Raw genomic sequence first — 12,460 nt, 5'->3', positions numbered from 1 at the left:
AGGTGTGGTTCTGCCAGGCGGGTCACTGGTGCGGCCCGCCGGGAGGTTGTGGGGTGGTTGTGGTATTCGCTTGCAGCGCGCTTGGGGCGTCCGCAAGCGCGGCGTCAGGCCAGAGCGCGCGTATGGTCGCCAGCGCTTCTTCTCTGGTGATCGGGCCGGAGATCATCACGAACGGTTTGTGAGTCGGGTGCTGCACTCGCCAATAACTGCGGCGCTCCTGGCCATCGTTCGCGGCGAGCTCGGCGATCAGCTCAAGGCGGTGAGCCTTGATGTATTTGCGGACGTCATCGGTCAGTCGGCTGGCGGGGGACACCACCAGTCGCTTGCCGGAGACCTTGGCCGAAAAGCCCTTTTCGGTGAGGTAGTCGATGGCAGCCATCACACTTCCTCCGCGTCCGATTCGTCGAAGGTAGGGGCGGGAGAATTTCCCAAGATGCTCATTTTTTCCCCAAGGTGCTCACGCTCAGAGAGTGAGCACCTTGGGCTTTCGATGAGCACCTTGGGGGAGCGCTGAGCACCTTCAGCGGATAACTGCCATGACCATCCTTCTTTCACTCCGCCTTTTTTAGCGACAGCTCCGACCGCTTTCTGAGCGCGCCTTACGGTCGCCCAAGACAGGCCGGCACCAGATGCATCAGCCTTGATCTGCTGGGTTGGTACCGGGCCATTTCTGAGCGTGTCGCGGAGAAAGTCGCAGGCCTCTTCAAACTCGGTCTTGTGATCTTCGTCAGAGGTCAATTGCTCTGCATCCGCCAAGATCTCGCGAGCGCTGCCATCGATCACGTCGCCCCAGGTCGCGACCACCGTGTCGATACCACCATCGATAGTCACAGGGCGAATCGTGTAGGTGCAGCCGCCATCGTCGGCGCTGATGTTCGACTTGGCCCGCGCCAACACCCGGTCTTCTTCACCCTCGCGCTTGGCACTCACCAGAACCATGCGCGCCAGCGCTGTGAATGCCTGGCTGCCCAACACGCGATCTGCCGGGCTACTCGCCTGGCTGCCTTTGGCAAAGTGAGAAATTCCCACTACGGCGGCGCCGTGCTGCTCGGCCAGGTTCACCAGCGGCTGCAGCGAGCGGCGTACGTCGTTGGCGCGGTGCATGTCGCCACTCACCGCGGCGACTATCGGGTCGATCATGATCAGGCCGGCGCCGCCGATGCGATCCAGTTCACGTGCCAGCAGGTCGCAGTCGCGGGACGGATCGAACGGCTCCAGTTCGCCCAGGTCGTTGATACGCCCTTGCATGACGAACACGCGATTGAGGTCAGCGCCGGAGGCAATCAGCCTGGGGATGATCGTGTGCTCGGCCGAGTCTTCGCTGGAGAAGATCACCGCGTTCTGCTTCTCGATGCAGAAGCTGCCATCCGGCCAGCGACCTCCGCTGGTCATGGTGGCGATCAGGCCCAGGGTTAGGGTGGTCTTCCCGTCACCGCCGGCGCCCGCAAGGATGGTGAGCATCCCGCGCGGCAGCCATTGTGGCCAAAGCCACTGCGCTGCCTTCGGCTTGATGGTGGCCGCCGATACCAAGTTGGCCCGCCAGGCCGGAGACATGGGTGGTGGTACCAGGGTAATAACGCTCTTCTCGCTCATGGCTGTGCCTCCCGGCTTTGCCATTGCTGCAGGTCGTTGAAGTCGCTCAGTGCCAATGGCGCATCGGTCGGCCATTCAGGAAAGGTGAAGAGGGCGCCAGCGGCCTGCGCCGCTTCGATCGCGGACTTGCGCCCCGGGTTGCCCTCCGTTTGGCGATCATCATCACCGGCAATGATCAGTTGAGCCGAGGGATACTTTGCCCGTAGAGCCAGGGCCACAGGCTTGAGGTTGCCGGCATTCATGGCGCAGGCCACGGCAGCGCCGCTGTGCTGGTGCAAGGTTGCGCCAGTGGCCCAGCCTTCGCAGACATACAGCGGATTGTCGGCCGTGATGACACCCAGCGGTGAATAGCAGCCCTTCACCTGACCACCTTTGGTGAACAGCTTTTCACCAGTGCTGCTGATGCTTTGCAAGTTCACCAGTTGCCCGGCGCAGTACAGCGGCACAAGCAGGCGGTCACGGTGCTGGCGCAGCCCGTGCGGCCGCACCTGTTTGGCGATCAAGTAGGCGTGAGCCGGGTCTGCGCGGCGAGCATCTCTCCACCGTCGTTGGACATAATTGGCCGCCTCTTGCCGGCGTTGTTGCTGCTCTGCCTCACGCTGCAGGCGCGGCTGTTGGATACGCTGGCGCAACTGATCCGCCTCTAGCGCGCTGCTCGGCTGGCGGCTGCACCAAGTGTGTGTGTCGCCAGTCTTCCAGCTACCGAAGCTGCCAGAGCTGATGCCATCGAGGAACAACACGTACCAGCCGTTGCTGCTGCCGGCGCGGTCGCTTGGCACGTGGAAGCGATGGATCTTTCCATCCGCAAGCGGCAGCCAGTCCAGCGCACCAAACACATTCTGCAGGGCGTCTCTGAAAGCGATTTCAGCTTTCTGCAGGCAAGCCGATCCCGTCGGCGCAAATGCGCCGTTTTTTGCGTTCATGGGTTACTCCTTGGCTAGCTGGTCGGGTACTGCTTGGCGGGCCAGCGTTTCGAGGTCTTCAAGGCCTGACCAGGTGGCGTCAATTACGGCCTTTGCCTGGTCGACGATGATGGCGATGGCGAAAGCCGTGTTCTGATCTACGCCGTTGCCTGAAGTAGCAGCAGACAGAAGGCCCTGTATCACGCTCAGCGAGCATGAGGCCGACTCAAGCGCAACCGCAGCTGGGACGCCGGCATTGATGCTCAGTAGTGGCTGGTGAGCGTAATCACCTGCATTCGAGCAGTAGTGGGCGCTGTTGGTGGCTGGGCTGCTCATGGCTGCCCCTCCTGATCTTGGCTGCCACATGGCAAGGCCTCCTGATCTTCTTCGCAGACCTCCCAAAGATCGTTGCCCAAACCATAAATCAGCTTGCCGAGGGCCAGCACTGCATTGGCCAAGCCGTGCTGCATGTCTGAATCGATGAAGTGCTCGGAGGCATCAGCGCCGAGCAAGTCACCGATAGTGGAAAGCCCAATACCTGCGGCACTGATAGCGCCTGACCGGCTGCGTACAAACTGTCGCGTGCGGCGTAGCGAGCCTTCCGCGTTATTGGCAGCATTGATGGCGGCCTCGATTGCGACGGCTGATGTGCGAGTGTTCATTGCACACCCCCTTGGCCTTCCAGGCTGCGAGCAATGGCCATATGGCTGTTGTAGCGGGCCAGGCGGACGGAAAGGGAAGATTTGGCGCGAAGGGCGCTCAGTGCCATACGGCGGTGAGCAATTGCGCGGATTTTGGACGCATTGAGGGTGTGCATGGGTGGAACTCCTACTTTCGAGTTGGAGCTACCACGATCCTTCCTACGGGATTGGGTGGCAGCTGTGCACGGGGTAGGAATACCGGGATAGTAGGCACCCGGCCAGGCCGAAGCCTGCCCGCACACAGCCGCCATAACACGAAACTGCGGACGAAAAAAAACGCCTGCAGTTGTGATCTGGGCGCTGTTGCGCCTACTAATTTCCGGGTTCCTACGCCCGGCCGCTGAATTTGCAGCGACGGTCGAACCATAGCGCGGAGGATTATGGAGCGCAAGCGTGATCATGCTGCCTCCTCGCTGCCGGCCGACGGCTGCGCTGTGATGTAGTACGTCGCCACCTTGGGATGTCGGCGCCCCTGATCGTCCTCGAGCGTGCCGAGGTGGGTCTTGATCATGTGCCCGGCAGCGCGCAGCTCAGCGATTCGAGCGCCTGGGCGCAGGATGTTCAGCTGGCGCATAGCCTGGAATGTATTCACCGAGCCATGTGTAAGCATGTGATCGAGTAGCCGGATACGTTGCGCGTTACTGCTGGTATCATTGACGTGCGTATTTTTAGGGCTGGCCTGTTGGTCGGCCTTTTTCTTGTCTGTCATTTAGGCAGCCTCCCCTCGGCAGGCGGCAATGCGCGCCTCACACCAGGCCAAGACTTCGGCTTCGATCCAAACAGCAGATTTCGGGCCGAGCATCACTTGGCGCGGGAATTTGCCTGCGGCGATTCGGCGGTAAATCTCAGAGGTCGAAAGGGTTGTCTGCGCTTTGACCTCGCGCAGCTTGATAAAACGGCGGGTTTGTTCCGGCATTACTTGCGCTGGGGCGACCATATCGTGTGCCTCTCGGGCTTTGTTGAACACGATTGGCATTGAATACATCTGCCTTGGCGGGAAAAATCTACTCGCGCAATGGATAAGGAGTTATTCGCGACGGATAAGGGGTTATCCGTATCGCTTAGAGGGTTTTTCTAGGGCGGCCACCTTTGCGGGCATAGTCCGGAGCGATGTCTTTTATCCATTCTTTGATGCGATCAGCGCTCTCTGGGAGCGAATCTACATAGCCCTCTTTGGCTAACTCCCTGTATACGTAGTCGGCCATACCGCCTAATCGGATCGTTTTATCTATATCGGTGCGCCAGTGCTCAAGGGCAATTTTCTGAGCACGATCACGTACTGTCCCCTTTGCCTTGTTCACTGCTGCTAATCCCGTGAGCCTTTTGGCGTCGCCTTGGATCTTATTAACCGCCACGCCGTTTGCTGCCGCCAGCCCTGCAGCGAAAGCGAAACTGACCGCGCGCATTGCAGCTGATGCGGCATCTGAATGCGATATGGATAAGAGCTCTATACGTGCAGCGCCGGCCATTTCAGCTGCGGTCTCATAGGACTGGCGATCCTGGCACAGCAGCAGAACCATTGATGCCATGTCCAGGACGCCGTCTATGCTCTCGGTAGGCGTTATGTCATTTGCAGCCCTTCGGCATTCGTTCAACCGCTCTTGTAATGGCCTGCTAAGGACATAATCGATTTCGTCCATTGCGCGCCCTCCCAGGCACCCCACCATCCAAATAAGTCGGCCTGCCAGGCGGGTGGGAAGTCCGCTTTTCGCCCCGTCGGGCTAGGCTGGCCGAGTAACTGTTATGCCTGGCGCTTGATGCTCACCACGTTGGCGCCGGCGCATAGCGCATCCACCGAGTCAGCCCAGGCCTGCATCATTTCCCGTCGCTGATCGAGGTAGTTGGCATGGTTGTAGGTGTCGCGGATCTCGTCCTGATCACCGTGGGCTAGCTGGCGCTCGATCCAGTCGCGGTTATAGCCGCGGCCATTCAGCTCGGTGCTGAGCAAATGGCGGAAGCCGTGGCCGGTCTGCCGGCCTTCGTAGCCAATCAGGCGCAGCGCTTTGTTGATGGTGTTCTCGCTCATCGGTCGCTCGATGTTCTGCTGACCCGGGAACAGCAGGGTGTAGTCTCCGGTTATCTCCTTGAGCTGGCGCAGCATGGCCACGGCCTGGCGGGGCAGGGGAACCACGTGGGGCCGGCGCGCCTTCATCCGCTCCTTGGGGATAGTCCAGGTGGCTTTCTCCAGGTCGAACTCTGCCCAGGGCGCTGCGCGCAGTTCGCCGGGCCGCACCGCGGTGAGGACCAGCAGGCGGATCGCCCAGCGGGTGAGGTTGCTCAGGCGGCCGGCCTCCAGTTTCTCGAGCAGTTCTGGTAGTTCCGCCAGCGGCACGTGCGGGTGATGGCGGCGGGTCTTGGGCGGCGCGGCCACCACGTCCAGATCAGTGGCGGGGTTATGCTCGACTGCGCCCTTGGCCAAGCCATAGCGAAAGATCTGGTGCAGCCACTGGCGGATCTTGCCGGCGGCGTTCAGCGTGCCGCGTGCCTCCACCTTGCGAACCAGCTCCACCAGGTCGGGCCGTGTGATGCGTGAGACAGGTCGGGAACCGATATTGGGGATCAGGTCATTGTCGAGATACAGCTTTGCCTTATAGGCGGTGCTCTCTGCCCAGCGTGGAGCGTTGTAGGCGTACCACTCGAGGGCCAGCGTCTCGAATGTCAGGCCTTCTGCTTTCTGGGCAACCTTCACGGCCTTCTTGTGTTCGCCCGGGTCGATGCCCTCAGCCAATTGCTGGCGAGCGCCGTCACGTAACTGGCGGGCTTGCTGAAGGCTCACGATCGGATAGACGCCAAAGGCTAGGCCCTTCTCCTTGCCCGCCACTCTGTACTTCAGGCGCCACAGTTTCGACCCATTCGGATTGATGAGCAGGTACAGGCCGTGAGCATCGCTCAGCTTGTAGGGCTTTTCCTTGGGCTTGGCGGTCTTGATCGCGCTGTCAGTGAGCGGCATACCTGGCGCCCTCCAGGTCGTTCAGTCGCAGTGACGGTGCCGCCTCTAGGTGCTGGGCGGGGAGAGGGAGGGGCTGGCGATCCTGCGCGGTACTGCTTTGGGGGATCGCTGCGAGCGCCGTAGCGCCTAGGGTAGGGCACATTTTGGGGGTATCGCCTATGACCGAACTGAGCGTTCCCCCAGATATACCCCCATTCGTTTGGGCTTACAAGAGAACCATCAGGAATCATGGACAACAAAAAGCCCGCTCGAGGCGGGCTTTTTGTTGGCTTTCAGGTGGTTTTGGCACCACCTGAAAACGAAAGGTGGTGCCCAGGGACGGAATCGAACCGCCGACACGGGGATTTTCAATCCCCTGCTCTACCGACTGAGCTACCTGGGCAACGGCGCGTATTAAACGGTTTTAGCCTTGGGGTGTCAAACCTTTTTTGGAAAATATTTAAATATTCCGGGCGCTTACGTCTCAGGCCGCTTATTCGCTAGGCGGCACGTAGCCTTCGGCCTGGGCGTAATCCTCGCCGGAGAGGAACTTGTCCATCTCGGCCTGCAGGAATTTGCGGTCTTCGGCGTTCATCATGTTCAGGCGACGCTCGTTGATCAGCAGGGTCTGGTGCTTCTGCCATTCGTCCCAGGCTTGCCTGGAGACGTTCTGGAAGATGTCTTCGCCCTTGGCGCCAGGGTAGGGCGCGCGGTCGAGGCCGGGGAGTTGCTGTTTGTGCTTGCGGCACATCACGGTGCGGGTCATGCCATTTCTCCTGTATGCAGTGCGTCGGCCGCGCGTTTGAGCAGCTTCTTGACCGGGGCGGCGAGGCCCAGGCGCGGCGGGGTGGCGAGGTTATACCAGAGCCAGTCGGCCTCGGCCACGTAGCCGGGCACGCCGTCGACCTCGATCAGCCAGGGGTCGATGGACAGTTGGAAGTGGCTGAAGGTATGGGTGATTTGCTCGAGCTGACGGCGCTCGCCAAGACGTAGCTGGTGCTGTGCAGCAAGTGCGTCCAGGGCGTCGAGGTCATCGAGTTCCGGCAGGCTCCACAAACCGCCCCAGAGCCCGGTGGAAGGCCGCCGGTAGAGCAGCACGGCGCCGTCGCGGCTGACCAGCATGGGCATCAGGGCGCGTTTCTGCGGCAGTTCCTTGCGCGGCTTGGCCACCGGGTAGCGGATCTCCAGGCCGAGCAGGTGCGCCTCGCAGCCGCTCTGCACAGGGCAGAGCAGGCAGGTGGGCTTGCTGCGTGTGCAGAGCGTGGCGCCCAGGTCCATCATCGCCTGGGTGTAATGATTGACGCGCTCCTCGGGCAGGAAGCGCTCGGCCACGGCCCATAGCTGCTTGGCTACCTTGGGCTCGCCCGGATAGCCTTCCTGGGCGACGAAGCGGGCCAGCACGCGCTTGACGTTGCCGTCGAGAATCGGCGCGCGCAGGCCCATGCTCAGGCTGGCGATGGCGCCTGCCGTCGAGCGGCCGATGCCGGGTAGTTCGGTGAGGGCTTCGACGCTGCGCGGGAATTCGCCGCCGTGCTCGGCCATGATGATCTGCGCGGTCTTCTGCAGGTTGCGGGCGCGGGTGTAGTAACCCAGGCCGGTCCATAGGTGCAGCACTTCGTCTTCCGGCGCTTCGGCCAGGTCGCGCACGGTCGGCAGGGCGGCCATGAAACGGTCGAAGTAGCCGAGCACGGTGCTGACCTGGGTCTGCTGCAGCATGATCTCCGAGACCCACACGCGGTAGGGCGTGATGTTCTGCTGCCAGGGCAGATCCTTGCGGCCGTGCGCGTCGTACCAGCGCAGTACGGCGCTGGAGAATTGCTCGGGGGTCATCGCTTGAACAGGCCCTTGAGTGCGTCTTTGAGTTCCGGGCTGACCTTGTCGCCGAGCTTTTCTTCGAGTTTTTCGTTGATGCGATCGCCGGCCAGCCTGGCGGCCACCTTGCCCATGCCGTCCTGATCCAGGCGGCAGGCCTTGGCGCCCAGCTCCAGCGGGCCGCGGCAGTGCAGCGGCCAGGCGATGCCGACGTAGCGGCGGTTGATCTCGCAAGCTGGGTCCGGCATCTCGCGCTGGTCGCCTTCGATGGTGATGCCGACGCGGTAGTCCAGGCCCAATACGCGCAGGTCGACGTCACCATTACCGGCCACGCTCAGGCCAGGGATGCGGGCCTGCAGGTCGGGGTTGTTGGCCACGCCGTTGCGGATGCTCAGGCTGCCTTGCAGGCGTTCGAAGGGCGTGTCCTTGCTGCGCGGCTCGCCGCTCAACTGTTTGCGGTTGAGGGTGGAGATACCGCGGCACAGTTGCTGCTCCAGATTGGCGTCGACCAGCACACCATCCTTGAGCATGAAGCTGGCGGTGCCATTGAGGGCGTCGATCCAGGCTTTCTGGCTGTTGCCGCTGGTGGTCAGGTCGCTGTTCAGGTCGAGCAGGCCTTTAAGAGGGGAAGGGCGCTGTTCGTCCTTGAGGAACGGCTCCACCGGAATGCCGCTCAGTTGAGTGTGCAGGCTGAGCACCGGCACGGCGGGGCGCACGTCGGCGTCGGCCTTGATGGCGAAGCTGCCGTTGCCGAGCTTGCCGCGCAGCTCTTCCAGGTTCAGTGCGCCGCCCTGGCCGCGAGCCTTGAGGCTGACGTTGCTGAGCGCCTGCTTCTGCAGGGTCAGCTGGTCAAGGGTCAGGTTGGCCTGCACATCGAGTTTGCGCAGGGTCGCGATCGGCAGCACCTCGCTGGAACTCCAGGCTTGCTGAGTTGGTGCGTTGGGCACTGGCGTGGTGCCGGCCTGGCCGGCGTTGGCGACGGTTTCACGTACCTCGGCCTTGCGTGCCGAGTCGGCGTCTTTCTTGTCCTTGCCGGCGGGCGGCAGGTAGCGGTCGAGGTCGAGCTTGTCGCCTTTGAGCTGCACGCGCAGTGCCTGCTTGGCGAAGTCGGCCACGGCGAGCTTGCCGGTGAAGGTGCTGTCGTCGAGCTTGAGGGTCAGCTCGTTCAGCGACAGGCTGTTGGCTGTACCCCCCAGTTGGGTGACCAGCTCGAATTGCGATAGGGTTTTCTCGTCGCTCATCGGCGGCAGCTTCTGGCCGAGGCTGGCGAGGAACTCGCGCAGGTTGACCGGCGCCACGGACAGGCCGCCGGACAGCTTTGGCTCGCTCTGCAGGTCACGCACCTTCACTTCGCCGAGGGCGCGCAGTTGGTTGGCCGACAATTTCAGGCCGTTCCATTCGGCGACCTGCGCCGCCAGGTCGACCAGCAGCTGGCCCTGGGCCGCATAGGTCAGCGTCTGGCCATTGAACGGCTCGCCGGACGCCTCGCCGGACAGGCGTGCATCTTCGAGCTGGTAGCGCTTCAGAACGCGGTCGAAGCGCAGCTCGCCCTGCAGTTCGGTGCGCGCGCGCATCACCGGCTTGTTGCTGCCGAAGAAGGCGCTAAGCTTGATCGGCACGCCAGCGCCTTCGCGGATCGCGCCGGTGGTGAGCTGGATGCTCTCGGCGCTGAACTGCTGGCCCTTCTGGGCATCGCGGTAATCCACCCGGGCGCCGTTGACGATCAGGCTGTCGATGTCCAGTTTGATCGGCTGGCCTGGGCTTTCCTGGGCGGGCTCGCCTGGCGACTGCGGTGCATCATTGCCGGCAGTCTGCTCGGCTGGTGTTTCGCCCGGTTTGGCGGCCGGGCGGCCGACGTCTTCCCAGTTGCCGTGGCCCTTTTCGTCGCGCTGCAGGTCAAGGTTAAGGCCGTCGACCCGGATGTCGCTCATCTGCACTTCCTTGCGCAGCAGCGGCAATACACGCACCGACAGGCCGAGCAGGCGCAGATTGGCGAACGGTTTGTCCGGTGTGCTGGCGCTGGCCAGGGTGGCGTCGGTCAGCTCCAGGCCCAGCCAGGGGAACAGGCTCCAGCCGATATCGCCGTTGAGCGTCAGCTCGAGGTTGGCCTTGTCCCGCGCCAGTTGGCGGATTTCATCCTTGTAATCGTTGGGGTCGAACAGGTGAGTCAGGGCAAAGCCCAACGCCACGATGATCAGCAGTAGTCCGAGGAAGAACAGACCCAGGATTTTGCCGAGCGCTTTCATGGACGAGTCCTATGCAGTGACGAGAAATTGGAATCCGCGAGTATAACGCCCACGGCGCACCCGCGGCTAAAGGCTTCGGGCAACGTGTTCGACGATGGCCAGGCTGGCTGTCAGCCCTGGTGCTTTGCCGCCGAATGGATTCACCCGTTCAGGTAGACCACGATCGGCGGCCGTTTGCAGCACAAAATCTTCGCGCCTTGGCGGTGCACGCCAGCCCCAATGCCTGGGGGCCAATGATGTTTCTGTCTCCTGGTGGCGCAACCCGGCTTTGCGCAATGCAATCGTCATGGCCAGTCGCTAGGTGCGTGCTCGCGGCGGAGTGGCCAGCGTGCGTTGGTACGGTGGACCGATGACCGGTCGTCGCCAAAAGCGGTAGGCAAAGGTGAGAAATGGGCGACAGATCCATAAAAGAGCGACCTGGAAGGTTGCGCAATCACTATGGCGATGTGACACAATGCCGCGGGGGAGCTAGCGGTCAGCTAGAGCAAATGGATTCTCCCCGTACTCACTTGTTGTTTGGAGGCGCTTCTCGTTGATGCGTCGCCAGTAAATACCTGTTTGCCAACCTAATCAGAGAAGAAAACATGACTGACGCCACCGTGCAAAACGGTGCTTCAGCGACGCCTGCTTTCCTGTCTAAGGAACGCATCATCGCTAAGCCCGGTTTCAACCGCTGGCTGGTTCCGCCAGCTGCCCTCGCCATCCACCTGTGCATCGGCATGGCCTACGGGTTCTCCGTATTCTGGCTGCCGCTGTCCAAGGCCATTGGTATCACCGCGCCAGTCGCGTGTGCGCCGGACATTGGTTTCTTCGAACAGATCTTCGCCAGCAACTGCGACTGGCAGATCTCCATGCTGGGCTGGATCTACACCCTGTTCTTCGTGTTCCTGGGTTGTGCGGCTGCCGTATGGGGTGGCTGGCTGGAACATGCTGGCCCGCGTAAGGCTGGCCTGGTGTCGGCCGTGTGCTGGTGTGGCGGTCTGCTGATCTCCGCGCTAGGTATCTACACCCACCAGATCTGGCTGATGTGGGTCGGTTCCGGCGTGATCGGCGGTATCGGTCTGGGCCTGGGCTACATCTCCCCGGTGTCGACGCTGATCAAGTGGTTCCCGGACAAGCGCGGCATGGCCACCGGTATGGCCATCATGGGCTTCGGTGGCGGCGCGATGGTCGGTGCTCCCCTGGCCGCGGCGCTGATGGGCCACTTCGCCAACGAAACTGGCGTCGGTGTATGGCAGAGCTTCGTGGTCATGGCGGTGATCTACTTCATCTTCATGGTCGGTGGCGCACTGGCCTACCGCGTTCCGCCAACCGGCTGGAAGCCTGCTGGCTGGGTCGCTCCGGCTGCCAAGGCCAACAATGCGATGATCACCAAGGGCCACGTCCATGTGAACACCGCGTGGAAAACCCCGCAATTCTGGCTGGTCTGGGCCGTACTGTGCCTGAACGTCTCGGCCGGTATCGGCATAATCGGCATGGCCTCGCCCATGCTGCAGGAAGTTTTCGGCGGCAAGCTGATCGGCCTGAACGTGCCATTCAGTGAGCTGAGCGCTGCACAGCTGGGCCAGATCGCCGCGATCGCGGCCGGCTTCACCGGCCTGCTGAGCCTGTTCAACATCGGTGGCCGCTTCTTCTGGGCTTCGTTCTCCGACCTGATCGGCCGCAAGGCGACCTACTTCGTGTTCTTCGCGCTGGGCTTCACCCTGTATGCGCTGGTGCCGTGGACCGGTCACCTGGGCAGCATCGCCCTGTTCGTGTTCGCCTTCTGCCTGATCCTGTCCATGTACGGTGGTGGTTTCGCGACCGTTCCGGCTTACCTGGCCGACCTGTTCGGCACCCAGATGGTCGGTGCGATCCACGGTCGTCTGCTGACCGCCTGGGCCTTCGCGGGCGTGCTGGGTCCGGTGCTGGTCAACTACCTGCGTGAGTATCAGCTGAGCATCGGCGTCGAGCGCGCTGCCGCTTACGACATCACCCTGTACATCCTCGCTGGCCTGCTGGTGCTGGGCTTCATCTGCAACCTGCTGGTCCGCCCTGTGGATCCCAAGTACTTCATGACCGAGGCAGAGCTGGCCGCCGAGCGCGCCCATGGCGAAAAATCCAAGCCGTCCGCTACCGAACTGGAGTGGGCTGCCGATCCGTCGAGCAAGCCGCTGGTGATCGCTGCCTGGTTGGCCGTGGGTATCCCGCTGGCCTGGGGTGTCTGGATTACCCTGCAGAAGACTGCCGTACTGTTCCAGTAACGGTCTGATGCCTTGAGAATCCCGCTGGCGCCCG

General features: G+C 62.3%; 14 protein-coding genes and 1 tRNA gene. 1 reads left to right on the top strand and 14 read right to left on the bottom strand.

The features are described from left to right. Positions 1–22: 22 nt before the first annotated feature. The 14 genes from BVH03_RS17430 to BVH03_RS17370 form a co-directional block, all read right to left on the bottom strand. A complete protein-coding gene (locus BVH03_RS17430) occupies positions 23–379 on the bottom strand; it encodes a hypothetical protein (protein WP_075962349.1) in 357 nt (118 codons plus the stop codon). Further along, positions 379–1,593 carry an AAA family ATPase gene (locus tag BVH03_RS17425; RefSeq protein WP_075962348.1) on the bottom strand — a complete coding sequence of 405 codons (1,215 nt, stop codon included), beginning with the start codon at positions 1,591–1,593 and terminating at the stop codon, positions 379–381. Before BVH03_RS17425 ends, BVH03_RS17430 begins: the two co-directional genes overlap by 1 nt. Next, positions 1,590–2,516 (bottom strand): toprim domain-containing protein, encoded by a 927-nt coding sequence (locus BVH03_RS17420; RefSeq protein ID WP_075962347.1) that lies wholly within the window; start codon positions 2,514–2,516, stop codon positions 1,590–1,592. The genes BVH03_RS17425 and BVH03_RS17420 overlap by 4 nt, the downstream gene beginning before the upstream one ends. Before the next feature lie 3 nt (positions 2,517–2,519). Further along, a complete protein-coding gene (locus BVH03_RS17415) occupies positions 2,520–2,831 on the bottom strand; it encodes a DUF3077 domain-containing protein (RefSeq protein ID WP_168175637.1) in 312 nt (103 codons plus the stop codon). Continuing rightward, the gene (locus BVH03_RS17410) at positions 2,828–3,157 is read right to left on the bottom strand and encodes a hypothetical protein (RefSeq protein WP_075962346.1); all 330 of its coding nucleotides are present in this window, start codon (positions 3,155–3,157) and stop codon (positions 2,828–2,830) included. The genes BVH03_RS17415 and BVH03_RS17410 overlap by 4 nt, the downstream gene beginning before the upstream one ends. Then, on the bottom strand, positions 3,154–3,312 hold the full coding sequence (locus BVH03_RS26930) for a hypothetical protein (protein ID WP_256574733.1): 159 nt from the start codon (positions 3,310–3,312) through the stop codon (positions 3,154–3,156). Before BVH03_RS26930 ends, BVH03_RS17410 begins: the two co-directional genes overlap by 4 nt. Positions 3,313–3,593: 281 nt before the next feature. Further along, complete coding sequence (locus tag BVH03_RS17405) at positions 3,594–3,905, bottom strand: helix-turn-helix domain-containing protein (protein ID WP_075962345.1); 312 nt, start codon at positions 3,903–3,905, stop codon at positions 3,594–3,596. Beyond that, complete coding sequence (locus BVH03_RS17400) at positions 3,906–4,133, bottom strand: AlpA family transcriptional regulator (RefSeq protein WP_177344923.1); 228 nt, start codon at positions 4,131–4,133, stop codon at positions 3,906–3,908. A 124-nt stretch (positions 4,134–4,257) separates the two neighbouring features. Then, positions 4,258–4,836: a hypothetical protein gene (locus tag BVH03_RS17395; RefSeq protein WP_075962344.1), complete on the bottom strand. Its 579-nt coding sequence runs from the start codon at positions 4,834–4,836 to the stop codon at positions 4,258–4,260. A 101-nt stretch (positions 4,837–4,937) separates the two neighbouring features. Then, positions 4,938–6,146, bottom strand: a complete 1,209-nt coding sequence (locus tag BVH03_RS17390; RefSeq protein ID WP_075962343.1) for an integrase arm-type DNA-binding domain-containing protein — start codon at positions 6,144–6,146, stop codon at positions 4,938–4,940. A 306-nt stretch (positions 6,147–6,452) separates the two neighbouring features. Beyond that, positions 6,453–6,528 (bottom strand) — tRNA-Phe (locus BVH03_RS17385). Between the two features lie 90 nt (positions 6,529–6,618). Next, entirely contained in the window at positions 6,619–6,891 is a 273-nt protein-coding gene (locus tag BVH03_RS17380; protein WP_075962342.1) for an oxidative damage protection protein, read from the bottom strand. Further along, positions 6,888–7,955: an A/G-specific adenine glycosylase gene (mutY, locus tag BVH03_RS17375; RefSeq protein WP_075962341.1), complete on the bottom strand. Its 1,068-nt coding sequence runs from the start codon at positions 7,953–7,955 to the stop codon at positions 6,888–6,890. The genes BVH03_RS17380 and mutY overlap by 4 nt, the downstream gene beginning before the upstream one ends. Then, the gene (locus BVH03_RS17370; protein ID WP_075962340.1) at positions 7,952–10,183 is read right to left on the bottom strand and encodes an AsmA family protein; all 2,232 of its coding nucleotides are present in this window, start codon (positions 10,181–10,183) and stop codon (positions 7,952–7,954) included. Before BVH03_RS17370 ends, mutY begins: the two co-directional genes overlap by 4 nt. A gap of 584 nt (positions 10,184–10,767) precedes the next feature. On the opposite strand from BVH03_RS17370, the gene BVH03_RS17365 reads away from it, so the two are divergent. Continuing rightward, complete coding sequence (locus tag BVH03_RS17365) at positions 10,768–12,426, top strand: OFA family MFS transporter (RefSeq protein ID WP_075928772.1); 1,659 nt, start codon at positions 10,768–10,770, stop codon at positions 12,424–12,426. Positions 12,427–12,460 lie beyond the last annotated feature (34 nt).

This window comes from Pseudomonas sp. PA15(2017) (assembly GCF_001945395.1).
In the GTDB taxonomy this organism is placed as follows: Bacteria; Pseudomonadota; Gammaproteobacteria; order Pseudomonadales; family Pseudomonadaceae; genus Aquipseudomonas.
This window is presented reverse-complemented; position numbering and strand designations above follow the sequence as displayed.

Bases quoted from the DNA above. Each gene is read 5' to 3' on its own strand.
- BVH03_RS17415 (WP_168175637.1), bottom strand. From the start codon at position 2,831: ATGAGCAGCCCAGCCACCAACAGCGCCCACTACTGCTCGAATGCAGGT.
- mutY (WP_075962341.1), bottom strand. From the start codon at position 7,955: ATGACCCCCGAGCAATTCTCCAGCGCCGTACTGCGCTGGTACGACGCG.
- BVH03_RS17430 (WP_075962349.1), bottom strand. From the start codon at position 379: ATGGCTGCCATCGACTACCTCACCGAAAAGGGCTTTTCGGCCAAGGTC.
- BVH03_RS17365 (WP_075928772.1), top strand. From the start codon at position 10,768: ATGACTGACGCCACCGTGCAAAACGGTGCTTCAGCGACGCCTGCTTTC.
- BVH03_RS17390 (WP_075962343.1), bottom strand. From the start codon at position 6,146: ATGCCGCTCACTGACAGCGCGATCAAGACCGCCAAGCCCAAGGAAAAG.
- BVH03_RS17380 (WP_075962342.1), bottom strand. From the start codon at position 6,891: ATGACCCGCACCGTGATGTGCCGCAAGCACAAACAGCAACTCCCCGGC.
- BVH03_RS17405 (WP_075962345.1), bottom strand. From the start codon at position 3,905: ATGACAGACAAGAAAAAGGCCGACCAACAGGCCAGCCCTAAAAATACG.
- BVH03_RS17370 (WP_075962340.1), bottom strand. From the start codon at position 10,183: ATGAAAGCGCTCGGCAAAATCCTGGGTCTGTTCTTCCTCGGACTACTG.
- BVH03_RS17425 (WP_075962348.1), bottom strand. From the start codon at position 1,593: ATGAGCGAGAAGAGCGTTATTACCCTGGTACCACCACCCATGTCTCCG.
- BVH03_RS17400 (WP_177344923.1), bottom strand. From the start codon at position 4,133: ATGGTCGCCCCAGCGCAAGTAATGCCGGAACAAACCCGCCGTTTTATC.
- BVH03_RS17410 (WP_075962346.1), bottom strand. From the start codon at position 3,157: ATGAACACTCGCACATCAGCCGTCGCAATCGAGGCCGCCATCAATGCT.
- BVH03_RS17420 (WP_075962347.1), bottom strand. From the start codon at position 2,516: ATGAACGCAAAAAACGGCGCATTTGCGCCGACGGGATCGGCTTGCCTG.
- BVH03_RS17395 (WP_075962344.1), bottom strand. From the start codon at position 4,836: ATGGACGAAATCGATTATGTCCTTAGCAGGCCATTACAAGAGCGGTTG.
- BVH03_RS26930 (WP_256574733.1), bottom strand. From the start codon at position 3,312: ATGCACACCCTCAATGCGTCCAAAATCCGCGCAATTGCTCACCGCCGT.